This is a genomic window from Lapidilactobacillus dextrinicus DSM 20335, from assembly GCF_001436095.1.
GTDB classification, from domain to species: Bacteria; Bacillota; Bacilli; order Lactobacillales; family Lactobacillaceae; genus Lapidilactobacillus; species Lapidilactobacillus dextrinicus.
In genome coordinates, this window is sequence record NZ_AYYK01000008.1 from 104,159 (window position 1) to 128,454 (window position 24,296).

Consider the following 24,296-nt stretch of genomic DNA (forward strand, 5'->3'; position numbering starts at 1 on the left):
CAAGATTGCGAAGATGTACAATGTAAGTGGTTTCTAAATAGGATTCTAGGAGGAAAGTATGGTTAAACGTTTAATAAGTGCGAATACTAGCGATATTTTAGCTATGAATGCTGAAGATTTGAAGGAAAGCATTAAGGCTAGTGAGGGTCGAGTTGTTCTTAGCGAAAATGTTGTGACGAGTCAACCGTTAGGTGAAGATATTACTAATGCAGAAGTAGCAGCAGCCTTTGGTGCGGATTTAATTTTATTGAACAATATGGATGTTATGAATCCTGTAGTTATGGGATTATATGATGGTGAAGAAACGATGGCTACTGCTAAGCCACGTCATGATGGACATATTATTAAGGATCTGCAACATTTGGTTGGACGTCCAATTGGTGTTAATTTAGAGCCTATTGATGTTGATGCGGACATGTTAGAAGAACGCTTAGAGATTGTAACCGGCAGAACTGCAACGCCTGAAACGCTAGCGGAGGTAGAACGTTTAGGCTACAATTTTGTCGTTTTAACTGGCAATCCGGGAACTGGCGTAACAAATGAACAAATCGTTAAAAATATAAAAATTGCTAAGCAAAAGTTCTCAGGATTAGTTATTGCAGGGAAAATGCATGCAGCTGGTGTTAATGAACCATTAATTAACCCTAGCATTGTTAAAGAATTTATTAATGCTGGTGCAGATGTTATTTTAGTTCCTGCCGTGGGAACAGTCCCAGGGCTAACCGATGATGAACTAACAGAGATTGTTAAAATTGCGCATGAAGCTAATGCGTTAGTGATGTCAACAATTGGTACCAGTCAAGAGAGCGGAACTACATCTTATATTGAAAATATTGCGATTCGCAATAAGATCTGTGGCGTAGATATTCAACATATTGGCGATGCTGGATATGGTGGTATGGCACCAGTTGAAAATGTTTTTACGTTAAGTAAAGCAATTCGTGGTCAACGGCATACTGTCAGTCGAATGGCACGGTCGATTAATCGCTAAGTTAAATAATAAAGTGGAAGACAATAATGTCTTCCACTTTTTATATACTGCAATAAAAAGAACCCATCGTTGGATGAGTTCATCATTAATGATTAGTTTTTTAAATTCTTTTCGACCCAGTCACGAACTTGGTCATCTGTGTAATTTAGAAATGGCTTCATGGCTTCTTCAGTCTTGATTGTGTCATGAGCATTAGCTTCCATAATGTGATTCCAAATTGCATCACGTACGATGTTTTTATCGTTGCTCCAGTCGAATGCTTCATTCATCCGTAAATTCAAAATATCAGGTTCAGTTTGAATACTTTTATCAGCCATAATACTTACCTCCATTAATTATTTACAAGTTCATTATAGATCTGTTATTAAAAAGTGGTGTAAAAAACGCACTATTTATTGAACTAGCGATAAAAATTAAAAAACTTGATCTACGTCAATTAATTAATTGCACCAGACAGCTAGAATTAAAAACATCAAGTCAGAAGGAGTTGGCGTAGATGAAAGTTCAATTATTTATCCAAAAACATACGAACCATATTACTTGGTTAGTAGCTGGTTTAATTATTCTGGGGTATTTAAGTAAATATTTCCTGGGAAATATTTTGATTTATCAAGTTAGTTTAGCCGTTGCTTCGATTATTGCTGTTGTTCCTATTGCGATTCATGCTTATCAGGCATTAATGGCTAAAGTTGTAAGTATAGAATTACTAGTAACAATTGCAGTAATAGGTGCCTTCATTATTGGTGAATATAATGAATCAGCGATTGTGACCTTTTTGTTTTTGTTTGGGAATTTTCTGGAACAAAAAACTTTATCAAAAACACGGGCTTCAATTAAATCATTAACAGAAATGACGCCAACCACAGCAGAAGTTGTTAGGAATGATGGTAGCACGGAAGAAATTGAAGTTGATGATGTTGAAGTTGGCGATATTGTTTTAGTAAAAACTGGTGCTGCTATTCCCGTTGATGGGGTTGTAGTTGAGGGTAATGGCTATGCCAATGAGGCAGCTATAACGGGAGAGTCGCGCGCGGTCAATAAAGCGGTAACTAGTTCAGTTTATTCTGGCACAATTTTAAGTGATGGATTTTTAAAAGTTAAAGCTACTAAGGTTGGTGATGACACAACTTTTGCTAAAATCGTTGAATTAGTAGAGGATGCACAAGATACTAAATCACATGCCGAAAAATTCATTGATCGCTTTGCCCAATATTACACACCAGCGGTATTAATCATTGCACTATTAACTTATCTCTTTTCTCATGATTTTAAATTAGCAATTACGGTACTGGTATTGGGTTGCCCAGGTGCTTTAGTAATTGGTGCACCGGTTTCTAATGTGGCTGGAATTGGTAACGGAGCCAAGAAAGGTATTTTAATTAAAGGTGGCGAAGTGATAGATTCTTTTGCCAAAATTGATACCTTTGTCTTTGATAAAACTGGTACCTTAACTCAAGGCACGACGACGGTTTCTAATCGTATTTATTATGATGATCATTCTAAAACCGCCTTAGCTTTTGCAGCTAAAGTAGAAAGTCTATCTGATCATCCATTAGGTCGTGCTATTCAACAATACGCAACAGCGCAACATGTTGAATATCAATCATTGAAAATTAATAACAATACGACTATTAAGGGACAAGGTATTGTTGCTGAAGTTGCTGATCAACAAGTTATTGTCGGCAATCTTAAATTAATGTTAGTAAAACATATTGTATTAACACCCAAACAACAAGTTGATTTGCAACAGCTGCAAGAACAAGGCAGTTCTGTGGTTATTGTTGCAATTGCTGGAACTATAACGGCAATTTTTGGCATATCTGATGAAGTTCGTTCTGAAGCAGCCACTGCTTTAAAAGCATTGAGAAAATCAGGTGCTAAGCATTTGGTTATGTTGACAGGTGATAATCAAGTAACAGCCAATTATGTAGCTGGTCAGTTAGGAATTGATGAAGTTCATGCAGAATTAATGCCTGATCAAAAAGTAGAATTCGTCAAAGAGTTTCAAGCTGCCGGAAGAAAGGTAGCCTTTGTTGGAGATGGTATTAATGATAGTCCATCTCTAGCAACGGCCGATATTGGTATTGCCATGGGAAGTGGTACAGACGTTGCCATCGAAACATCTGACGTCGTTTTAATGAAGTCAAGTTTCAGTGCTTTAGTTCATGCCTACCGTCTAGCTAAAAAAACAGTTTTGAATACAAAAGAGAATATTACTATTGCCATTTCTGTTGTTATTTTCTTGTTGCTGGGGTTAATTGCCGGATTTATTTATATGGCAAGCGGGATGTTCGTACATGAAGCAAGTATTTTAGTTGTTATTTTTAATGCGATGCGCTTGATTAACTATGGTAAAAAGACGAGCGATTAAATTTTAGAATATAAAAATAAGTCAATATTTTTAGAAAACTTGATTTAGATCAATTATTTTAAAAATCAAGATAAGTAAAATAAGGTTATCAAATTGAAAAGAGGTTGTTAGTGATGAATAAAAAAGTAATTCTACAATTAGACGCTCTAACTTGCCCATCTTGCTTAACTAAAATTGAAACGGCTGTTAAAGCTGAACCTGGTGTTGGTGAGGTTAAAGTTCTTTTTAATGCCGGCAAGGTAAAAGCTGAAATTGACGATACACAAACGAATGCAGACAAACTAAGCGATGTGGTAACAAAACTTGGTTATGAAGTTGAAAAAATTAAAGTAAAAGATTTGTAAAGAATAGTTTTTGGAGGTCATAAAATGAAATTAACAGCAGAAATCGAAGCCAAGTATCAGGCAGAGCTTAAACAAGCAGATATTGATCATCATAAGCCAACAGCTGGTGCAATGTGCGGTCATATTGTGGCGAATCTATGGTACTTTGATGTTAAGTTACATCAAGCGTTATGGTATCTTAAAGGATCGGGAACGATTGAATTGCAGCATTTTTATCAAGAATTAATTGCTGAAAATCGTCAACAACTTGACGAATTAGGTGCAATTCTATTAGATGAGAATGAATTACCACCAGCAACAGTAGCCGAATATACACAATATACTAAAATTAGTGAAGAGCCTCGGTTAAAGTATCAGTCGGTAACTGCTATTTTGGATGAGACAGCTCACGATTTTACAACGGCTGATATGTTTATTGATCGTGCGATTATTTTAGCTCAACGGGAGCAGCGACCAGTACTAGCTAATTATTTAACGCAATTAAGAGGCTACAACAATCGTAAAACTCGTTTATTGCAAGCACAACTTGGTAAAACAGCCTGGGAAGATTTAGTTGAAGTTGATGATGATGAAGACTAAATAACTTAAACAACCTTTGAAATTAAAACTTTCAAAGGTTGTTTTTGTATATTTTGTTTTATCATAACGTCGTTTTTAAATGAATAGTTATCGGATTTTTATTGAATATTTATTAATTTAAACCGAATCTTAATCCAACATGATTAAAATCGTGATAAAAAATATTTTCAATAATGAATGAAAATATGCAATTAAAGGGTTGCTTTTCTACTATAAGTCGCGATACGCTATAATTTATAAGATTTTTTAAGGGAGAGTGTGACAGATTGCAACGAGATCCAATTAAGCTTAAATGGCTCTTTTTAGGGTCGTTAATTACGAACACCGGCATTAGCTTTATTTGGCCATTGACTACGATCTATATGCATGAGTACTTACATGAATCATTAACTGTAGCGGGCATTGTTTTATTAATTAACTCTGTGTTTACGATAATTGGTAATTATCTAGGTGGCTGGTTATTTGATCATTGGAAACCTTATCCAACAATTTTGATCGGTATTTTTACAGCTACGATCTCAGCCGGGTTATTGATTTTTTGGCATGGCTGGCCAACATATGCGATTTTATTAATTGTCTTAGGATTAGGCAATGGTATGGTGGCAACTTGCATTAACTCGATTGCGACGTTAATTCGAAGTAAACAACCAAGTTATGTTTTTAATGTTTTATATTTTACGAGTAACTTAGGATTAGTATTTGGTTCATTGATTGTTGGTTATGTTTTACCATTAGGAATTGAATATATTTTTACGATTGCATTCGGGATGTTTATTGTTTTCTTCATTATGGCTTTTCTAACTTTTCGGGGCTTGGATAAGTCTAAGCAAAATGTTCGTAAAGGGAAAGTATTAGCAGACGATAACACCCAAACCCGAGAAAAATTACCGATTTCCTTATTGTTACTGACTTTATTTGTGGCTTGGATTGCTTATGAACAATGGCAAAGTAATATTTCAGCTTATATGTTGCATTTAGGTATGAATGTTAAACTTTACAGTCATCTATGGACTGTGAACGCAGCGTTAATTGTATTAGTTCAGCCATTCTTGACACATTTTGATGACTATCTTTTACAGCATTTACGCGGAAGACTATATATAGGGTTTGCATTTTTCTGTAGCTCGTTTTTAATTTTAATTTTTGCTCGTCAATTTATTTGGTTTGTTTTAGGAATGACGGTTCTGACAATTGGCGAAATTATCGCCTTTCCAGCCGTTTCAACTTTCGTTAATGAGCGCGCTTCTTTTAAAGAAAAAGGGCGTTATCAGGCCATGGTTACCATTGCGGCGTCAGCAGGGCGAGCAGTTGGTCCATTAATTGGTGCATTAATTATTGAATCATTTTCATACCCTATCTTATTTATCTTCTGCTCAGTCTTAATTGCTATATTCACATTGTTCTTTGTTGGTTCTGGTTTTAAGAAAGCACAACGTTAGCGGTGTATTGCAAATGTTGATTTTATTCAATTATGGTGAGTAATAGGCGCTGATTGTATTGTATGTTACAATGGCAAGTGACAGCGTCAAATATTCAGTAGTTATCGTTTTTTATCGTTATAACGATAAAAGAGTACCGAGTGTTTGTGACGCGTATAAATTGAGATATAAAAGGAGCGGTATTTTTGGAAGCAATTGGATTAAAAGCAGGCATGACTTTTATTAAAGACGGTAAATTGATTAAGGTTATTGAAAGTAATCATCATAAGCCTGGTAAAGGTAATACAGTGATGCAGATGAAGTTATATGATGTTCGTGCAGGTTCAACTGTACAAACAACGATGCGCCCAAGTGAAAAGATTGAATTGGCTATTATTGACTTGAAACAAGCTCAATATCTTTATACTCAAGATGAAATGGCTTATTTTATGGATCTTGATACTTATGATCAATACGAAATCCCAACAAACAGTATCGAACAAGAATTGAAGTTCTTATTACCTAATACAGATGTTCAAATTCAATTCTATGGTACTGAGGTAATTGGTGTTATGTTACCAAGTACAGTTGAATTGACAGTTAGTGAGACTCAACCATCAATTAAGGGTGGTTCTGTTACTGGTGGCGGTAAACCAGCTACAATGGAAACTGGTTTAGTTGTTAGTGTTCCTGACTTCATTCAAGCCGGTGAAAAACTTATTATCAACACATCAAACGGCGAATATAAAGGTCGCGCTTCTAACTAATGTTAGTAAAAAAGCTTGAGATTATTAATCCCAAGCTTTTTTTGTATCGTTGATTTAGTTTGTATAAATTTGAATTTTATTAAGTGGCCAATAACGTAAACGAACGATACCCTTAATGGCTGATTTCTTAATAAAACCAATACGCCGGCTATCTTTAGAAACAGGCCGATTGTCACCCATAACAAAATAACTATTAGCTGGAACTTTAGCGACACCTAATCTTGATTTAAGTGAAAAATCCTCAGTAAAGTTCTGACCAGTTTGATATTTTGATAAGTAAGGTTCATCAGTCTTTTGACCATTAACATATAATGTGTCGTTTTTAGCCTCTATGGTGTCCCCTGGTAGGCCAATAACACGTTTGATATATAATGTCTCAGGTTCATCTGGAGCGTCTAAGACAACGACAGAACCGCGTTTAACTTTACCTAATCGATAAGTAATCAACCGATCGCCATCATTAAAGGATGTTTCCATCGAAGGACCTGAAACAACATCCTTAGCAAGTACATAGTGAAAAATTAATTGAACACCAGCAAATAAAAGAATTGCTAAAATCATCATTTCAATTAGCCATTTGCCAAAGCTGGTCTCATCTTTTGGTTGTGTTTGCTGTTTCTTCATTATTTAACCTCGAAGTTATTCTTAATACAATAATTGTCCGTTTTTGTTTGAGAAAAAGCAATGATTAAGAATTATCTTTCCAAAATAGTAATATTTAGTACATAGCTAAGAGATAATTCAGCCAGAAGAGTGATTTTTTATGGTCAGAGTCACTGCTTTCAACTATAATGGGGTTAATTACTATAGTTTTGAGTAAATTAAATTGATGGAATTTTTGGAGGAACAAATGGCAACTAGATGTAATAATAGTCATCCTATGAAGTTAATTGCCTTAAACGGTAATTTTGATTTAGCAAAAGCAGTCGCTGAGCATGTGGGTATGCCACTGCTAACGACATCTGTTAAGCATTTCGCAGATGGTGAAATCCAAATTAATATTGATGAAACTGTACGTGGCGATGATATTTTTGTTATTCAGTCGATCAATGACCCTGTTAACGAAAACTTCATGGAGTTAATGATTGTCTTAGATGCTTTACGCAGAGCCAGTGCTCATACGATTAATGTGGTGCTACCATACTTTGCTTATTCACGTGCTGATCGTAAAACGCGTTCTCGAGAACCAATTACAGCTAAGTTAGTTTCTAACTTGATTGAAATTGGTGGTGCAGATCGTGTAGTTGCACTTGATTTACACGCTGACCAAATTCAAGGATTCTTCGATATCCCAGTTGACCACTTACAAGCGTTGCCGATTTTAGCTCAGTATTTCTTAGATAAAAAACTGGGCACGGCAGATGAAATTGTTGTCGTTGCGCCTGATCATAGCTCAACTAAACGGGCTCGTGCATTGGCTGAATACTTTGATTGCCCAATTGCTATTGTTGATAAGCGCGATAGTAATCCAAGTGTTGATCCATTAGATATTATTGGCGATGTTGATGGTAAGATTTGTATCATTGCTGATGATTTAATCGATACAGCAAGCCGCATGGTTTGGTCTGCTAATTCATTGCATGAAGCTGGCGCAAAAGAAATCTATGGTTGTGCAACACACGCTATTTTCTCAAGTGGCGCACCTGAGAAATTACAAGACTCTGTTTTAAAAGAAGTTGTCGTTACGGATTCAATTCGGATGCCAGAAGAGAAGAAATTCCCTAAGCTGGTTCGGTTATCGGTTAGTGACTTGTTAGCTAGAGCGATCAATAAGATCTATAACAACGAATCCATTCACTCGTTGTTTGTTGAAGAAGACCAAAAAGATTAAATAAAAAAGGCCCCTGAGAATTTAATTCTCAGAGGCTCTTTTTATATTTAATAAATTGATAATTAGTTTAGTGAGCGGTTGTAATAATTGCACCAGCAACAATCACAACTAAGCCAAGAATAGTCATGATTAATTCGCGTTGTGTCTTGCGTTCTTTCAAGAAGATAATACTTCCAAGTGTAGAGAGAACAACTGATAATTGACCGACAACGAAGGCAGTATTAACGCCATTATCGCGAACTGAGAAGATGTATGTGATGGAAGCAATCGAGAAGATTAAACCTGAAATAATGTGTAACCAGCTCTTAGATTGCTTCAGAACATTTAAACTACGGGTTACAAGTAGATAACCAAGCACTGCGACTACCATACCAACAGATTCTGGGAAGAAGATAGCTAATCCGGAAGCTGACATAGCTTTAGGTAAAGTATTATAAACTAAATAACCAATGGTTGTTAGAACCAAGATAACATAAGTCCGTTGGGTATTTTGTTGCCGAGCATCACTCTTTTCAGTATAGGCCGTTAAAAAGACCCCACTGACTAATAGCAGAATACCAATGAATCCTAATAATTTAGTAGTTGTCGTTGGCCATTCACCAAAAATAATAACACCGATTAACGACGTGCCAATCAGTTGTAAGCCAGTAGAAATTGGCATCGTTTTAGAAACGCCGATATTTTGGAAAGCTGTGAACTGACCAATCTGACCGCCAATCCAAAAAGCACCAGCCAACATTGAAATTAAGAAGTTATAGGTCGAAGTGTGCAAACCTTGTACACCAAGTATGAAGAAACTAGCAATTAAGGTTCCCACTGCCGTGCCGAAAATTTGATTTTTTGTATTGCCACCAATTAAGGCAATGACAAGTGGCATTATGCCCCATGCTAATGCAGGTAGAAAAAGCCATACAAGCGTCATAAAAAAATCCCCCAATGTTTGCTGTAAATAAATATATAAATAATAGAATAACGCATTCTATTAAAAAAAAGCTAGTCTAAGTTTTCCAATTAAGGCATTGTTGGTTGCGTTTTAGTAATTGGTTCATCAAAGTTATAAGTAAAGTAAGTTTAAAAAAGTTAGATAACATCAAGGGTAAATTGAGTTGCTCGACCTATACGAACAGCAATTGGTTATGCCCACTAAAATAACGTCGTTATATCGGATGTGATGTTATTGATACTAAGTTTTATAACATTATTAATAATTAAATACACAAAAAAAGCATTCGAGAAAGAACCCCGAATGCTTAAATTAATTGATTATTCGGTTATTAATAATAGTTAAACTAACGCTTAGTACCAGCCATTAGCGTTCCAGAATGCTAATGCTTTAGTCCATGAACCATAACGAGATGCAACGTATGAGTTTGCAACTTTTTCTTGGTTAGCAGCTGAGTAATCGCCGTTCAAATAACTTGATGTTAATTGGTATTTACCAATGTATTGACCATTACGAGCAGTATAGCTACCACCAGATTCGCGTGAAGCGATAATTGCTTTAGCACTTGCTTCAGAACCACTTACATTTGTTGTAGCTGTAGTAGTTGAGCTTGAAGTAGTAGTACGAGCAGGAGTGGTTGTCTTAGCTACGGCACTTGAACTAGTGTTTGTAGTTGTTGTACGAGCAGGAGTTGTCGTAGTTGTAGCTGTACTTGTTGTAGAAGTAGTAGTACGAGCTGGTGCAGCTGTAGTAGTTGTAGCTGACTTAGAAATGTTTAATACTTGACCAACATAGATCATGTGACCAACAATGTTGTTTAAAGTTTCAATGTTTGAAACAGTAGTACCATATTGTGCGGCTAATCCGCTGACAGTGTCACCAGCTTTAACAGTAACTTGTGAAGCTGAGTTAGTAGTACCATTGATTGATAATGATTGACCAACGTAGATCATGTGGTTTGAAGCAATGTTGTTTTCTCTTTCAATTTGAGCGATTGTTGATTTGTATGTTGATGCTAATGCAGAAACTGTGTCGCCAGCTTTAACGGTAACAGTTGCGGCGTGAGTTTGTGCTGGATTCAAGAATGCAATACTAGCTGCAAGAACTGCTGCGCCTAAACCTAATGCAAAGTGTTTCTTGAGTTTACTAGTGAATTTCATAGATTGAAGAACCTACCTTTTATATTTTTAATTGATTGCTGCGCGCTTATCAATTTATCGATGTTTATAGATTAACACACGACTATGCTTATCCGGTTTCAGTTAAGTTACAAAAAAAGGAGCTGCTGTAAGAAATGACACAGTTCTGTAATGATAGAATTCGAAATTTCTGTAAAAATGTATAAAATGTCGTATTTTTCTAAAATATTCATCATATAAACAACTAATTGTGTCATAAAGAGACTTTTTTGTTGCGGATAAGTGTTAAGAATAATTTGTCCAATTACAAAAATCGGTTTTTATTACCGTATTTATGTGGGATCTACCTAAAATTTAGGTGATTAAATTAAAAAATAGCCAAGGCAAGTTTATTTAAGTAGTTCTGTCATAAACTTATCTTGGCTATTTAAGCGTTGATTATTTGTTTTCTATTGGTTTGTTAGCGGTGGTTCTAGCTTGATAATTTGTAATGATCATTTCTTTAATTGCTTTTGCAACATTCTCATTACGTAATATTGGGCCGTGTGAGTAACTGCCAATTGTATTCTTGTAGTGAACGCCCTCTTGCTTGTCTTCTGGATTATTACCATAGCCTTCGATAACTTCACCTAAAGGTTGTAGGTTAGAATTGTCATCAAAGTAAGTTCGACCACTATGATTCTCAAAGGCGGTCATTTCTCCCCAAGGCGTCTTTACTTTAGTATCACCGATCATTCGACTATCAGCTTTAAAAATAGTGTGTAGCGGTAGAATACTTAATCCCTTGATTGTGCCGCCATCACTTGTCATATAATAATCGCCAAGTAGTTGATAGCCACCGCAAATAGCTAACATGGGTTTGCCAGCTTCAATATAATCACGAAGGGTAGCTTGATGACGTTGCAAATCTTGGGCAACAATTGTCTGCTCAAAATCTTGGCCGCCGCCAAAGAAAATAAAGTCATAGTCGTCATCTGAAAAATTATCACCAAGACTAACATTGTCTACTTGGACTTGATAACCATCATTTTCTAATAGGTAACGAAGAATTTTAACATCGCCACTATCACCATAAGTGTTCATGAGATCTTCGTATAAATAAGCAATCTTAATCGGTTCTGACATAATTAACTCCTTAATAAGTGTTCCATGAATTTACGCTAGTCTATTAATACTACTTTGTTTAAAATTATTCAACGATATTTGCTTAACGCGTGACGCATTAACAGGGAATTCCTGCATGAAGTCGGTTAAGTTAGCCAGACCGAAGTTATAGAAGTTACGACCGTGAATGTCTTTAATATAACCAATGAATTCATCGCGAAGCGTGCGGCTAGTTGCTAGATAATGTTTACCTTTAAAAATAAAAGGAAAAACAGTGTAGGCATTGTGATCGCGACAAGTTGACAGATCACGGTTAATAAAAATCACATCTTTTGAATGGTGATGTTTGCGAGCAAAGTCATGATTGTAACTAATATAAAATTCGTGTGGCTTTAAGGTCCCTTTAAAATTAGCCTCCTCGCCAATAATAGCGATACTACGATAAGTTGAAAGATCAGTTTCTCCTATATATAAAGTATTGGCAAATTGATTAGGGGTAACTTGATGAACCCAACGTGGTAAGCGGGGATGACTTTTAGCAAATTTGTAAATCTTTTTAATAACCTCAGGATCAACCCAGCGAAAATCAACCCGGGTTAAATTACGTTTCAATAACTCATTGAGATTAATCTCCTTAGTAAAGTCGATACAAATCATTTCATAATGATATTTCTCTACATATTCGCGATAGGCTTCAAAGGCATTGGGATAAAGATGAGTGGCATCGACGAAAATAGTTTCACCACGTTGCATCTTGTTATCGATTAAACTATATAGTAGATTAAAAGTCTGTTCATTGTATTCCTGGGGAATAACTTGTCGCGTTTTTCCCTGTTTTTCGTCGTAAATATATTTTAGATTCCCATAAAGTAAACGTAAATTATCTGTGGAAATCGTATAGGGTTCTAGATGATGGTGGCGAATAAAGGTTGATTTGCCACAACCAGGAACCCCACGTAATACGTATATTTTTTTCAAAATCAAAACTCCTACATAAAAGTTGTGCGTTTTAAATTGATCAAATTATTGATCAATGACGCAAAAGTGTCGTGATATAAACTCATTCCTATTTTACACAAATTAGCAGTCAGAATATATAGGCAAGTCTGCAAAAGAGGGATAATGGCTACTGACGTTAATGAAAGTAAGATAAAACATCGTCAAAGATAATGATTTAAACAAATAAAACCCGTCTAACTAAAGTTAAGTAGTTAGGCGGGTTTTAAAATTCTAACATTAATTACGCATATCTAATTCGGTATAGCCGCGTTTATCAAAGCGATTGCGGCTATGTGAATATTCGAAAGGTCGTCCGTTTTTTAGGTAAGCAACTTGCTCAACCTCTAAAACAGGGTCGGTTGGTTGACACTGCAAATATTTAATATCGAATTCGTCAGCACGAGTGGCCTGAATATTACGATAAGCACCAGCAATCTGTAAGCCTAAATCGAATTGAATATAATGATAGATAGATTCTTTTAAAATATCATCAGTTAAATTGGGGATCAAATCGACTGGCATAATGGTATGCTCGAGAATGAAAGGATCATCATCAACGATTCTTAAACGTACAATTTGATAGACAGGTTGCTGTGGGGTTAGCATTAAACGTTCTTGGATTTTTTTCTCAGGGAAGGCAACTTCAAAGGAAATAATCTGACTTTTAATCTGGCGATGTTGTTCAGCCATCTGAAATGAAAGACCCCGGTATTCATTAACCGGTGAAACATCTTTATTCCATAGAGGATGGTTTAAAATTTTGGTACCAAAACCACGTTGCGATGACACAAAACCTTCCATTGTTAAGATATTAATCGCCTTATTAATTGTCATACGACTAACACCAAACTCTGAAGCTAAATCAGATTGATTTGGGAGTAAGGTTCCGGTTTGATAGACATTGTCTTGAATGCGTTGTTTAATAACAGCAGCAATTGACTCGTATTTTGTCATAATAATTTCCTTAAAATTAATTTTACCTGATTATTATACCCCAGAACTAGCGCCTAGTTCTAGCAAGAATCCGATTAAATAGGCTATTCTGCGGTCATGATGGCTTGTTTATCTAATGACTTCATGAATGGGAACCATAGTAGTCCTACGATTATCACATCAACTAATTGTAAAACACCGCCCCAGATGGAATTGGTTGCTAACATACCACTGGCAAACACTGGCACAGTCCAGGGCACAGAAACACCTGTTGGTGCGGGAACTAAGCCCATTGCCATAACAGCGTAGTTTAGCGATGTGACAATTAATGGCGTAATAATCCAAGGAATAAAGATTGAAGCATTAAGAACAATTGGTAAACCAAAGATGACGGGTTCATTAACGTTAAAAATCCCAGGTGCTAAGGCTAAACGACCGATATCACGATATTGCTTACTCTTTAGCATGAATACCATAATTAAAACAACAGCTAAAGTCATGCCGGAGCCGCCAAGACCAACTGTGAAAGTTTCCATAAATGGTTTGGTAATAATGTGAGGTAAATGTTTGCCAGCTTTATAAGCGTCTAGATTATCTAACATTAATGTATTCCAAATCGGATCCATCACGGAGTTAACGATAATTTGGCCATGTAAACCAAAGAACCAAAGTAACTGAACAAAGAATAAAGCAATTAAAGTTGCTGGTAAACTTGCACCTAAACCAGTTAATGGTTTTTGGATAACTTCATAAATAACATCATTTAAATTGGTATTAAAGATACCAGTCATAATGGCATTAACAATTAAAAATACAGATAAAGTAATAATAGCAGGTATCATTGCAGCAAACGATTTAGCAACTGCTGGCGGTACACCATCTGGCATCTTAATTTGCCAACCTTTTTTAGTGATTCGGCAATAAATTTCGGCTGCAACAAAAGCAGCTAACATACCAACGAACATGCCTTTGGCGCCTAAGCGATCTAGACTCAAAACACCACTAACTTCAACACCCTTATCTGTTGTAGCGGTAAAGGGTGTCAATAATAAGAAACTGGCAAATGAAATAGCGCCACCAAAAATTGCTTCAACATCATAAGACTTCGATAAATAATAGCCAATACCAAATGTAACAAAGACAGTCATAATACTCATGGTTGCGTTTTGACCATTACCAAATAATTGGCTTAAAGTTCCTTGAGTATTCTTACTAAAGAATGGTAAATTATTGATGACGACAATTATTGAACCAAACATCGTCAAAGGAAATGAAAGCATGAATGCATCACGTAAAACTGTTAAATAACGATTGCTGCCAAGCTTACTGGCAATCGGCATGATTTTTTCATTGAGAAAATCAATAAATTTATTCAAGGATGTTCAACACCTTTCTAATTTTTGTAACCGGTTAACAAATAAAAGGTTAGCATTTTAAAATAGAAAAGTCTATACTTTTAATTGTAAAAGATTGATTTTATTTTTAAAGCTAATCAGCTATAATGAAATCATTAATTATTGCGGAGGTCTATATGTCAAACACAACATTAAGAAAAGATTTTTTATGGGGTAACTCTGTTTCTAGTATGCAAACTGAAGGCGCCTACAATGAGGGTGGTAAGGGTCCATCTGTTTATGATCTAATCGAACCAGGTGAGCATCGTTCTGATTGGAAAGTAGCGACTGACGATTATCATCGATATGCCGAAGACTTCGATCTAATGAAAGACTTAGGAATGAATTGTTACCGCTTTCAAATTTCTTGGAGCCGTGTGCAACCAGATGGCGAAGGCGAATTTAATGAAGAGGGTATTCAATTTTATAGTGATTTTATCGATGGTTTAATTGAACGTGGAATTGAACCTATGATTTGTTTGTATCATTTTGATATGCCGTTAGCTTTAGCGCAAAAATATCATGGTTTTATGGATCGTCATGTTGTTGATGCGTTTGTTCGTTACGGTCAAGAAATGATCGACCGTTTTGGTGATAAGGTGAAGTACTGGTTAACCTTTAACGAACAAAATCTTTATTCAACACCAACCGCGCCAACTTACGCTGGAGCATTGGATACGCCGGGAACTTTGGAAAATATTTTAACGATTACCCATCATGTCATGTTGGCTCATGCTCGTGTTGCCAAGTATTTACATGAACAAACGAGCAATGAAATTGGTGGTATGTTAGCTTATACAGAAATTTATCCGGCAACTTCAAAACCAGAAGATAATTTCTATACAGAACAAATTAATCAATTTTATAACTATAACTTGTTAGATGCTTTTACTGGTCGAGGCTATGTGCCAGCTTTCTTAAATATCATTGCGCAAAACAATTTTGATATCATTAAACCTGGTGATTTGGCGATTGTTCAAGATCAATACAATGACTTTATGCCATTTAGTTATTACCGCTCAACCACTTTAAGTGCTGAAAAAGTCCAAGATTTAGCCGATTTATTAACGAATGCTGATGATTATTTCCAAGATAATCCGAACTTAAAAACAACTGAATGGAATTGGCAAATTGATCCATTAGGATTCCGTAATATCATTGTTAAAATTTGGAATCGTTATCGTAAACCAATTTTCCCAATTGAAAACGGAATTGGTGTTATTGAAGAATGGAACGGTAAAGATGAGATTCAAGATGATTATCGTATCAAGTATCATCGTGACCATTTACAAGCATTAAAAGACGCCGTTGCTATTGATGGCGTTGATGTTATTGGCTATCTCGGCTGGGGTTTGATTGATATCTTGAGTTCGCAAGGTGACATGCGCAAGCGTTATGGCGTGGTTTATGTTAATCGAACGAACCACGATTTACGTGATTTAAAGCGGATGCCAAAGAAGAGCTACCACTGGTTGCAAAAAGTTATTGCTAGCAATGGTGAAATTCTCTAAATTTTTTACAGTAAAACTTTAATATTAAGATTGTTAACTGGACTAAGTTGTTTAATAATTGAATTAATGAAGCGGTTTTATTTTGAGAGGAGTGTCATTCTTGGAACCTTTATTTCTAGATCCATATTTTCAAGAAAAAATTTGGGGCGGACGCAAGTTAGCAACTGATTGGGGTTATCAAATTCCTGATGGTGACATTGGTGAGTGTTGGGCAATTTCTGCTCATCCTCATGGTCCCAGTACTGTTAAAAATGGTCCCTATAAAGGATTGAATGTTGCTGAACTTTGGGAACAACATCGTGAACTTTTCGGTAATGCTAAAGGCGATGTTTTTCCATTATTGACTAAAATTTTGGATGCTGAAGATAGTTTATCTGTTCAAGTTCATCCTGATGATGCTTATGCAGAAGAACATGAACATGAATTAGGTAAGACTGAATGCTGGTATGTTTTAAGTGCGGAGCCAGATTCTTATTTAATCTATGGTCATCATGCTCAAACTCGCGAACAATTAAAAGAAATGATTGATAACGGTGACTGGAAAGATTTATTACGTCATTATCCAGTTAAAAAAGGTGACTTCGTTTATGTTCCTAGTGGTACGATCCACGCTTTAAATAAGGGCATTGTCGTTTTAGAAACACAACAAAGTAGTGATACGACTTATCGTCTATATGATTACGACCGTGTTGATGCAAAAACTGGTCAAAAGCGTGATTTACATTTACAACAATCAATTGACGTTACCACCGTACCCCATGTTGATCCTAAATTGAATATCACTGAAAAAGATTACGGCGATTCTTATGTTAAAACATTCGTTACAGCGCCGTTATCACCATTCTTTAGTGTTTATGAATGGCGCGTAAACGGTGAACTTGATTTACAACGTGAAGCTGCACCATATACGTTAGTTTCAGTTGTTGATGGTAAAGGCTCAATAACTTGTGACGGCCAAACTTTCAACCTTGCTAAGGGCGATCATTTTATCTTGCCATTTGCCATTAAATCATGGCAATTAAAAGGCAATATGCAAATTATTGCCAGTGAAGCTGGTCTAACAGACTAAGAAAAAGAGATTAAGATAATGTCTTAATCTCTTTTTTGTTGACAGTAGTGATGTTAGTTTTGGGTAAACTGAACAATGCTATCGTGTAAAATTTGTGTCGCGCCATTACCGGCCTGCTGATCATAATAATTTGTAAAACGCTGATCGGCTAAATATAATTCAACTAAGCCGCGGTGAGCTTCGGCTGAATAGGTTGGCCAGGTATAACTCAACCAATGACGATGGAGTTGATAAATTTTCTGGGCTTGTTCAGTTGTAACGTTATGCTGCGTAGTTGCTTGTTTAAGCAAACTAATTAAATTATTTTCAGTTACCTGCATGTCATGAAATTGTGCTGCGGTTAAATTGGCGTATTGTTGATTGGTCTGGTCGATTTCTTCTTTACTATATTTTGTACGAATTTCTGCACCAAATTGGGCTTCGTTATCCGCTATTTTTTGTTGTTTAAAAATTTCGAATTGTTCTTGATCGGTCATTTTGTCTACTCCTTGATTGATTGCTAGTTGCTGTTGAACAGCCTTTATGGTTAAGGCTAGTTCGTTTTGTTGTTGCTCTAGTTTTGCTAATTGTTGTTTTAAATCGTTATCACGCTCTGTAGGGGGCTTTTTAAGCAGCTGCTTAATTTCTTCTAATGTAAATGATAGTGAGCGATATGTCATAATTTCGTGTAATCGCTGGACTTGTTTGCGATCATAAAGACGATAATTTGCATCGTTAGTAGTAGCAGGTTTAAGTAAATTAATTTGGTCATAATAACGTAGTGTTCGTGTACTGATACCGACTAATTCAGCTAACGCTTTAATTGTATAAGCCATCTTGTCAGCTCCTTTCATAAATAGCATAGTGGTTAACGTAACGTAAAGGTCAAGGATAATTTATTAATAAATATTAGCACGAAAAATAAAAACATCGTTTCAACTGTTAATTAACAGTGAAGCGATGTTTTTTTGACAACTGATTACCAGTTTAAATGGGACCGAACTTTAGCTAATGTAACATCAGCCGTACTAGGGAAATTAATTTTAGCTTCATGAAGTAAACCTTTATCACCAATACCAACAGAAATTTCATCAGCGGCATTGATACTTGCAATACCAGCGGCAGAATCTTCAAGACCGATTACAGTCGTTGGATCAGCATTAAGAATTTTAGCAGCTTCAGCAAAAATATCAGGTGCTGGTTTGCCTTCTTTTACTTTACTTGGGTCAACAACACCAACAAAGTAATCAGAGATTGCTAATTTTTCTAAGATGAAAGGCGCATTTTTTGAAGCAGAAGCAATACTCATACTTAAATGATTAGCTTTCAATTCATCTAAAAACTTACGCATACCAGGTAAAACATCATCTGGCGTTAAGGTGCCAATTAATTCTTGATAGTGGTCGTTTTTACGCTTTGCTAGCGCTTCTTTTTGTTCTTCAGTGTAATTGTCTGCAACACCTGCAGAATTCAAGATAAGCATTAAACTGCTCATTCTATCGATACCCTTAATTCCTGATTCTAATTCTGGTGTCCAAGGAATTTTCAATTCTTCAGCAATTTGTTGCCATGCCTGCGAATGGAATTTGGCTGTATCTGCTAAAACACCGTCCAAATCAAATGCAAATCCTTTAATGTCGTCAAAATGTTTCATTTATTTATTCCTCTCCGCCAACTCAACTGTTTGTGATTGACCTTGTTTTAATTTAATCTCGTTTCCCTGAATATTTATTTTTGTATCTTGATCCGCTTTAATGATAACGCTTTTACGAGTTAAATTAAAGTTAAAAAGCACACCACGAAAATGTTGAGTAAAACATAAACGTTGCCAAGACTTTGGAAGTTGAGGATTAATCGTGATTTGATTACCACGTAAATCAACGCCAGCAAAGTTTGTTTGAATGGTAGCTAAGGTCTCGCCCATAACCCCGATATGAATTCCCTCGGCAGTAGTGCCACCTTGAATGTCGTCATAATCGGATTTAATAGCTGTTTCTAAAAATTCAGTTGCCCTTTGATTATCACCAAGAATTACATCAATTCCAGAAAAAACAGGACGAGATGTTGTAGATCCGTGAACCGTTCGTGCTAAGTAGTAGTCGCGATTAGCAGTTAACCAATTTGAGGGTAGTTGATAACCAAGTTGATTAATTAAATTTTTGGTCGCCTTGACACCGAGGTTATAAATTAACATTAGGAAATCAGCTTGTTTATTAGCCTGATAGTCGTTTGAGCTTTTACCTTCAGCCTTCAATAAGCGATCAATTCGATGGATATCACCGTATTTTTTGATATATGCGGCGAAATCTATTTCTTTCAAATCAAAGTAACCAGCGTATTGCTCCACAACACCTTGTTGATTTACATATAAGGCGAGATTATTTGCGACATTGTAGGCCTTTTGAAGTAGGGCGGCATCAAATTGAGTTTTTGTTGCTATTTCATTAAAGTTAACCTGTGGGTTATTCTTTAGGCTTAATAGCCAGTTTAAGGACCAGGTTAGCATAATATTAGTATATGCATTATCACGAATACCAGCAGTGTTAGCGTTTGGATAAGCTTCGTGAAATTCATCGGGACCCATTATACCGGTTAAATGATATTTACCATCTTCTAGATGAACTTTGTTAAGCCAGAATTTAGAAGTCTCCATTAACACATTTAGTCCACCGTTATTCAGCAAACGATAATCATTAGTTAAGTGTGTGTAAATCCATAGATTATAAATAATTGCTAGGGAAACGTGACGTTGTAATCGTGAATTATCAGGAATCCAAGAATTATCAACGGGGTTTAAGTGAATTATTTGAGCTTGTTCGTCACCATACATACCTGATTGCCAAGGGTACATCGCACCAGCTTCGTTTTCTAAAGCAGCATTATTCTTAGCAGCTGTCAGACGCTTAAGGCGATACTGTAAGATGTCATAAGCGGTTTCTGGTTCATTTGCGGTGTAATAAGGAATAACGAATAATTCATCCCAAAAAATATGACCGCGGTAACCTTCACCGGTTAACGCTCGGGAGCCAACTGAGGCATCAAGATATTGATTGGCATTATGTTGGGCTGCTTGATGAAGATGAAAAATATTTAAACGAATTAACTTTTGCAAATCCTTAGTGGTACTTTTAACTTGAATATCATTAGTAGACCAAATTTTTTGCCAATAACTTTGACTTGTATTCAGAATCTTATTATAGTTTGCGCGATTTAATGATTGGAGTACGGTTGCAATTGGGTTATTATTCTCATAGCTAGTTGCTACGGCCATTACTCGATCCATAATTAAGGGTTCACCGGGAATCATTGCAGCTGTAATCGTATCGACAACTTTTTGATGTTGATAATTAGTTTGGGTCGAAAAATGATTGGAGTGCAATGTTGCACCAACAACTAAATCGATTTTTGAAGTTAATGTTCGGGCATGCAAATAATGATTATTTGTTTCAATTACTTGAAATTCTTGAGAATTAAAGTCACGATATCGTTTGACGTTTTGATTAGTGATCGTACCGTCGATAATTGCTGATGCCTTAAGAGAGGCGTGAAAATCTGTTATTACTTCAATATGTTCTACAAATTGATGATAATGAATAGGATCCACAGCTTTTGTTGTAGTTACCTGTACATTACCTTGAACGAGTTGGAAGATGCATTTCTCAGTTAAAGTGCCATCTTTCATATTTAAGATAGAATCACGAATTATGGGATTGAAGTCGATCTTTTGATCATCAATTTCTAGTTCAAGTAATTGGGGATTAGGTAAGTTTACTAGGTCTTCATTGATAATGTTCTTCCCGGCCAGTGGTGTTGTTGTTTGATTAAAAACGCCTGCAACGTATAATCCGGGATAATGATTTTCATTGAATGTTGACATAATTGGTGCTCCACGCCATCCTAAATAACCATTACCTAGAGTTAACAATGATTCTTGACCGTAAGATTCAGCATCACTGGATTGAGTATTTTTATATTCGATTTGCCAATCGTTGGTCATTTTTTAGCCTCCTAATAATTGCGTATTAAAGAAACATAATTTCAAGCATAAGCAGGAAAATCTGAATGATTAAAAAAGCGTCATTCAGATTTTCTAAATTATACGAATGAAATTTTAATTTGTAGAGAATTTAAAATATTAATAAATTAACCGTTGACGGCTTCCTTAAAAACATTTTTCTTTTGTGCATCTCTTGCCTTGTCGACATCGGCATCAGTGAAGCCCCAAAGATAGACACAAGTAAAGGAAATGATTAGGGTAATGGCACTGGCAATAACGAAAGCCCAAATGTTGTTGGGATTTGTCTTGGAGAAGAATGAAGGGAAACCGATTAAAGAACCGGTAAAACCGAACATATCTATTTTCATTAATCCGGCCACTAAACCACCAATAGCACCACCAATATTAGACATCCAGAAGACGCGACCATATTTCAAGTTAATACCATACATAGCAGGCTCTGTAACACCTGCAAAACCTGATAAGGCACCGGCTAATGCTAACCCTTTAATATTGGCACGTTTTGATTTGGCCCAGACTGCCAATGCGCCAGCACCTTGGGCGATCATTGTAAAGTTGACTAAAGCGTTTAAGACAGAATGACCAGTTGATGCGATATCGTTAGAAATTAGTGGTACAACCATCCAATGTAATCCAAAGATAACTAAACATTGATATAAACCACCAATAATGAATCCAGCAACGGCCTCGTTAGTAGTAACTAAGAAATTAATAATTGTTGCTAATCCGGCAGAAACTAATGAAATAACTGGTCCGAAGATAACCAAAACGGCTGCAGAAACAATGAATACAGTGAAAAGTGGCTGAAAAATTGAGCGTAAACTTAATGGCAATACCTTCTTAAACCAATTACCAACCGGACGGGCCAGCCAAGCAGCAAAAATAATTGGAAAAATTGAATAAGTATATTGGGGAATATGGACAGGGATACCGAAGAAATTTGCATTAATTGGTAAGCCTAGTAATGTTTGCATTCCTTTTGTTGAAGCGGATTGTAATGCGACAATACTTGGATGGATTAAAACGCCGGCAATTGCAGCTACAATAATAGGATCTGATTTTAGTTGCTTAGCTGCTGTATAGCCAACTAAGATTGGCAAGAAATAAAATGCTGAATCACCCATAGCGTTAATTATGATATAAGTGGTTGACTTAGGATCAATCCAATTTAAGTTAAAGGTAAATAAGGTTAAAAATCCTTTTAAAATACCGGAAGCTGCTAATAAACCAATAATAGGAATCATTGAACCGGTAATTGTACCAATTAATAATTGAAAGCCACGTGTAATCCAACCCCACAGATTGTTTGGCTTTTCAGATTGAGCAGCCTTTGTTGCGGCAACAGCTGCTTCTGTTGCTTTTTGATCCACAACACCAGCGCCTAGTTGTTTAATAACAGCATCATAGACATCAGGAACCGCTGGACCAATAACCACTTGATATTGGCCTAAACCGGCGTTATATAATGCACCCGCAACGCCATCTAGGGCTTGAATTTTGTCTGTTTGAGCCTTTTTTTCATCTTTTAAGTAAAAACGCAAACGAGAAATGCAATGAATAACTTTATCAACGTTATCTTGACCACCGACATATTCGATGATTTGTGAAGCTAGCTGTGTATAATCTTTTTGTGCCATAATATTTTCCTCCAATCAAAAACTACTTTGCTGTAGCCTTACCTAAAATTTCACCAGATTGGCAAGCCCCATAATTAATATTTAAACTAGCCAAAGCATCTTTAGTATTTGTGACTAGAACTAAAATAGTATTGTCTAGATTTGCAGTTTTAATTTTATGCCAATCAACATCGACTAAGGGATCGCCTCCCCTAACTAATTTTCCTGGTTTTATTTTTAATTCAAATGGTTCACCGTTTAATGAAACTGTATCGATACCTAAATGAATTAAAATCTCTAGGCCATCATGGCGTTTGATACCAACCGCATGGCCTTGTGCTAAAATGATTTCGCCAGCAACAGGGGCGTTAACGGTTACCTCGGACGTATTAGGAATAACACCAAAACCGTCACCCATCATTTTTTTGGCAAAGACAGGATCAGAAACGGTCTCAAGTTTAACGACTTCACCTGTTATTGGTGCATAAATTTGATTATCATTGGTAGTTTTTTTACCAAAACCAAACATATTATCAGTCCTTTCATTCATGACGACGAGCAAATTCAACACTGCTGAATTTATCAGCTCGATGTCGTGATTCTGTATAGGATAAAATATGATTATCTGCAAGCCGTGTCTCACTACGCACGACAACAATGGGAATGTGTTTGTCGATTTCTAAAAAATGTAAGTCATCATAGTCAGCAAGTTCTACTGTAATGTGTTTAATGGCGTAATTAATTTTTAGTCCCAGGTCATGTTCGAAATAAAAGAATAATGAATTTAAGGCCGCTTGCTTGGGAACAATACCAGTGACGTCGGTATTAATATAGTCATAATCGAGAACAGTAGGAAGATCATTAACAATTCGTTTGCGAACAATCAATTGTGTTGCAATATTCGGCGCACCGAATAATAAATTTTTTGGTACGTCAGTTGGTTCTTCGATTTTAATGATCTTGTTTTCTGAGTGAAGATGGTTACTCGTAACGAGTTCTTTATAACTTTCTATTTTTGAGAAGGGGAACATAACCCGATCCGAATTTAGAACAATACTTCCTTTGCCACGAATTGTTTGGATATAACCTTCATCAAAAAGTAACTTAATTGCGCGACGAACAGTTTCACGAGATACACCGTATTTCATGACTAATTTAGTATCACTAGGTAAAAGATCACCTTCTTTAAATTTCTTAGCTTGAATATCATTTAATAAATCATGATATATTTGTAAATATTTTTTCATACACCTGCTCCCCTAAAAGCTATCCTAGCGCATAATGATAAGG

At 36.0% G+C, this 24,296-nt stretch carries 23 protein-coding genes; 9 read left to right on the forward strand and 14 right to left on the reverse strand.

Features of this window, described 5'->3' with window-relative positions; translation table 11 throughout:
• The first annotated feature begins 58 nt into the window (after positions 1-58).
• A complete protein-coding gene (locus FC84_RS04925; protein WP_057756349.1) occupies positions 59-991 on the forward strand; it encodes a DUF7916 family protein in 933 nt (310 codons plus the stop codon).
• 92 nt (positions 992-1,083) lie between these two features.
• Here the strand turns inward: FC84_RS04925 and FC84_RS04930 are convergent, their stop codons facing one another.
• Positions 1,084-1,308, reverse strand: a complete 225-nt coding sequence (locus FC84_RS04930) for a P8 family protein (RefSeq protein ID WP_057756352.1) — start codon at positions 1,306-1,308, stop codon at positions 1,084-1,086.
• Between the two features lie 179 nt (positions 1,309-1,487).
• Here FC84_RS04930 and FC84_RS04935 point away from each other — a divergent pair, with 179 nt between their 5' ends.
• The 5 genes from FC84_RS04935 (at position 1,488) to efp (ending at position 6,470) form a co-directional block, all read left to right on the forward strand.
• Entirely contained in the window at positions 1,488-3,362 is a 1,875-nt protein-coding gene (locus FC84_RS04935; RefSeq protein ID WP_057756355.1) for a heavy metal translocating P-type ATPase, read from the forward strand.
• Positions 3,363-3,475: 113 nt separating this feature from the next.
• Positions 3,476-3,706, forward strand: a complete 231-nt coding sequence (locus FC84_RS04940; protein WP_057756358.1) for a heavy-metal-associated domain-containing protein — start codon at positions 3,476-3,478, stop codon at positions 3,704-3,706.
• A gap of 24 nt (positions 3,707-3,730) precedes the next feature.
• Complete coding sequence (locus FC84_RS04945; RefSeq protein WP_057756361.1) at positions 3,731-4,285, forward strand: ferritin-like domain-containing protein; 555 nt, start codon at positions 3,731-3,733, stop codon at positions 4,283-4,285.
• Positions 4,286-4,551: 266 nt separating this feature from the next.
• On the forward strand, positions 4,552-5,724 hold the full coding sequence (locus FC84_RS04950) for an MDR family MFS transporter (protein ID WP_057756364.1): 1,173 nt from the start codon (positions 4,552-4,554) through the stop codon (positions 5,722-5,724).
• A 185-nt stretch (positions 5,725-5,909) separates the two neighbouring features.
• Positions 5,910-6,470: an elongation factor P gene (efp, locus tag FC84_RS04955; protein WP_225733068.1), complete on the forward strand. Its 561-nt coding sequence runs from the start codon at positions 5,910-5,912 to the stop codon at positions 6,468-6,470.
• A 54-nt stretch (positions 6,471-6,524) separates the two neighbouring features.
• On the opposite strand, the gene lepB is transcribed toward efp, so the two are convergent.
• Positions 6,525-7,094, reverse strand: a complete 570-nt coding sequence (lepB, locus tag FC84_RS04960; protein ID WP_057756367.1) for a signal peptidase I — start codon at positions 7,092-7,094, stop codon at positions 6,525-6,527.
• A 226-nt stretch (positions 7,095-7,320) separates the two neighbouring features.
• Here lepB and FC84_RS04965 point away from each other — a divergent pair, with 226 nt between their 5' ends.
• Positions 7,321-8,301, forward strand: a complete 981-nt coding sequence (locus FC84_RS04965; RefSeq protein WP_057756370.1) for a ribose-phosphate diphosphokinase — start codon at positions 7,321-7,323, stop codon at positions 8,299-8,301.
• Positions 8,302-8,368: 67 nt separating this feature from the next.
• Here the strand turns inward: FC84_RS04965 and FC84_RS04970 are convergent, their stop codons facing one another.
• The 6 genes from FC84_RS04970 to celB all read right to left on the reverse strand — a co-directional run bounded on the left by FC84_RS04970 (position 8,369) and on the right by celB (position 14,795).
• Positions 8,369-9,223 (reverse strand): GRP family sugar transporter, encoded by an 855-nt coding sequence (locus FC84_RS04970; protein ID WP_057756373.1) that lies wholly within the window; start codon positions 9,221-9,223, stop codon positions 8,369-8,371.
• A 374-nt stretch (positions 9,224-9,597) separates the two neighbouring features.
• Positions 9,598-10,404 (reverse strand): aggregation-promoting factor, encoded by an 807-nt coding sequence (apf, locus tag FC84_RS04975; protein ID WP_083479541.1) that lies wholly within the window; start codon positions 10,402-10,404, stop codon positions 9,598-9,600.
• A gap of 417 nt (positions 10,405-10,821) precedes the next feature.
• Positions 10,822-11,508 carry a type 1 glutamine amidotransferase gene (locus tag FC84_RS04980; protein WP_057756376.1) on the reverse strand — a complete coding sequence of 229 codons (687 nt, stop codon included), beginning with the start codon at positions 11,506-11,508 and terminating at the stop codon, positions 10,822-10,824.
• Positions 11,509-11,538: 30 nt separating this feature from the next.
• Entirely contained in the window at positions 11,539-12,465 is a 927-nt protein-coding gene (locus tag FC84_RS04985; protein ID WP_057756379.1) for an AAA family ATPase, read from the reverse strand.
• A gap of 258 nt (positions 12,466-12,723) precedes the next feature.
• Positions 12,724-13,440, reverse strand: coding sequence for a GntR family transcriptional regulator (locus FC84_RS04990; protein ID WP_057756382.1), 717 nt, complete (start codon positions 13,438-13,440; stop codon positions 12,724-12,726).
• A gap of 83 nt (positions 13,441-13,523) precedes the next feature.
• Positions 13,524-14,795, reverse strand: a complete 1,272-nt coding sequence (celB, locus tag FC84_RS04995; RefSeq protein ID WP_057756385.1) for a PTS cellobiose transporter subunit IIC — start codon at positions 14,793-14,795, stop codon at positions 13,524-13,526.
• A 155-nt stretch (positions 14,796-14,950) separates the two neighbouring features.
• On the opposite strand from celB, the gene FC84_RS05000 reads away from it, so the two are divergent.
• Positions 14,951-16,324 (forward strand): glycoside hydrolase family 1 protein, encoded by a 1,374-nt coding sequence (locus FC84_RS05000; RefSeq protein ID WP_057756388.1) that lies wholly within the window; start codon positions 14,951-14,953, stop codon positions 16,322-16,324.
• A gap of 100 nt (positions 16,325-16,424) precedes the next feature.
• Complete coding sequence (manA, locus tag FC84_RS05005) at positions 16,425-17,393, forward strand: mannose-6-phosphate isomerase, class I (protein WP_057756391.1); 969 nt, start codon at positions 16,425-16,427, stop codon at positions 17,391-17,393.
• 53 nt (positions 17,394-17,446) lie between these two features.
• Here manA and FC84_RS05010 read toward each other — a convergent pair whose 3' ends face one another.
• The 6 genes from FC84_RS05010 to treR all read right to left on the reverse strand — a co-directional run bounded on the left by FC84_RS05010 (position 17,447) and on the right by treR (position 24,253).
• Positions 17,447-18,208, reverse strand: a complete 762-nt coding sequence (locus FC84_RS05010) for a MerR family transcriptional regulator (protein ID WP_057756393.1) — start codon at positions 18,206-18,208, stop codon at positions 17,447-17,449.
• A gap of 143 nt (positions 18,209-18,351) precedes the next feature.
• Positions 18,352-19,026: a beta-phosphoglucomutase gene (gene pgmB / locus FC84_RS05015; protein WP_057756395.1), complete on the reverse strand. Its 675-nt coding sequence runs from the start codon at positions 19,024-19,026 to the stop codon at positions 18,352-18,354.
• Positions 19,027-21,369: a glycosyl hydrolase family 65 domain-containing protein gene (locus tag FC84_RS05020; RefSeq protein ID WP_057756397.1), complete on the reverse strand. Its 2,343-nt coding sequence runs from the start codon at positions 21,367-21,369 to the stop codon at positions 19,027-19,029.
• Positions 21,370-21,515: 146 nt separating this feature from the next.
• Positions 21,516-23,027: a PTS transporter subunit EIIC gene (locus FC84_RS05025; RefSeq protein ID WP_057756399.1), complete on the reverse strand. Its 1,512-nt coding sequence runs from the start codon at positions 23,025-23,027 to the stop codon at positions 21,516-21,518.
• Positions 23,028-23,049: 22 nt separating this feature from the next.
• Entirely contained in the window at positions 23,050-23,535 is a 486-nt protein-coding gene (locus FC84_RS05030; RefSeq protein WP_057756401.1) for a PTS sugar transporter subunit IIA, read from the reverse strand.
• Positions 23,536-23,548: 13 nt separating this feature from the next.
• Positions 23,549-24,253, reverse strand: coding sequence for a trehalose operon repressor (treR, locus tag FC84_RS05035; protein WP_057756402.1), 705 nt, complete (start codon positions 24,251-24,253; stop codon positions 23,549-23,551).
• Between the last annotated feature and the right edge of the window lie 43 nt (positions 24,254-24,296).

Bases quoted from the DNA above. Each gene is read 5' to 3' on its own strand.
- FC84_RS04925 (WP_057756349.1), top strand. From the start codon at position 59: ATGGTTAAACGTTTAATAAGTGCGAATACTAGCGATATTTTAGCTATG.
- FC84_RS04930 (WP_057756352.1), bottom strand. From the start codon at position 1,308: ATGGCTGATAAAAGTATTCAAACTGAACCTGATATTTTGAATTTACGG.
- FC84_RS04935 (WP_057756355.1), top strand. From the start codon at position 1,488: ATGAAAGTTCAATTATTTATCCAAAAACATACGAACCATATTACTTGG.
- FC84_RS04940 (WP_057756358.1), top strand. From the start codon at position 3,476: ATGAATAAAAAAGTAATTCTACAATTAGACGCTCTAACTTGCCCATCT.
- FC84_RS04945 (WP_057756361.1), top strand. From the start codon at position 3,731: ATGAAATTAACAGCAGAAATCGAAGCCAAGTATCAGGCAGAGCTTAAA.
- lepB (WP_057756367.1), bottom strand. From the start codon at position 7,094: ATGAAGAAACAGCAAACACAACCAAAAGATGAGACCAGCTTTGGCAAA.
- FC84_RS04965 (WP_057756370.1), top strand. From the start codon at position 7,321: ATGGCAACTAGATGTAATAATAGTCATCCTATGAAGTTAATTGCCTTA.
- FC84_RS04970 (WP_057756373.1), bottom strand. From the start codon at position 9,223: ATGACGCTTGTATGGCTTTTTCTACCTGCATTAGCATGGGGCATAATG.
- apf (WP_083479541.1), bottom strand. From the start codon at position 10,404: ATGAAATTCACTAGTAAACTCAAGAAACACTTTGCATTAGGTTTAGGC.
- FC84_RS04980 (WP_057756376.1), bottom strand. From the start codon at position 11,508: ATGTCAGAACCGATTAAGATTGCTTATTTATACGAAGATCTCATGAAC.
- FC84_RS04990 (WP_057756382.1), bottom strand. From the start codon at position 13,440: ATGACAAAATACGAGTCAATTGCTGCTGTTATTAAACAACGCATTCAA.
- FC84_RS05000 (WP_057756388.1), top strand. From the start codon at position 14,951: ATGTCAAACACAACATTAAGAAAAGATTTTTTATGGGGTAACTCTGTT.
- FC84_RS05010 (WP_057756393.1), bottom strand. From the start codon at position 18,208: ATGGCTTATACAATTAAAGCGTTAGCTGAATTAGTCGGTATCAGTACA.
- pgmB (WP_057756395.1), bottom strand. From the start codon at position 19,026: ATGAAACATTTTGACGACATTAAAGGATTTGCATTTGATTTGGACGGT.
- FC84_RS05020 (WP_057756397.1), bottom strand. From the start codon at position 21,369: ATGACCAACGATTGGCAAATCGAATATAAAAATACTCAATCCAGTGAT.
- FC84_RS05025 (WP_057756399.1), bottom strand. From the start codon at position 23,027: ATGGCACAAAAAGATTATACACAGCTAGCTTCACAAATCATCGAATAT.
- FC84_RS05030 (WP_057756401.1), bottom strand. From the start codon at position 23,535: ATGTTTGGTTTTGGTAAAAAAACTACCAATGATAATCAAATTTATGCA.
- treR (WP_057756402.1), bottom strand. From the start codon at position 24,253: ATGAAAAAATATTTACAAATATATCATGATTTATTAAATGATATTCAA.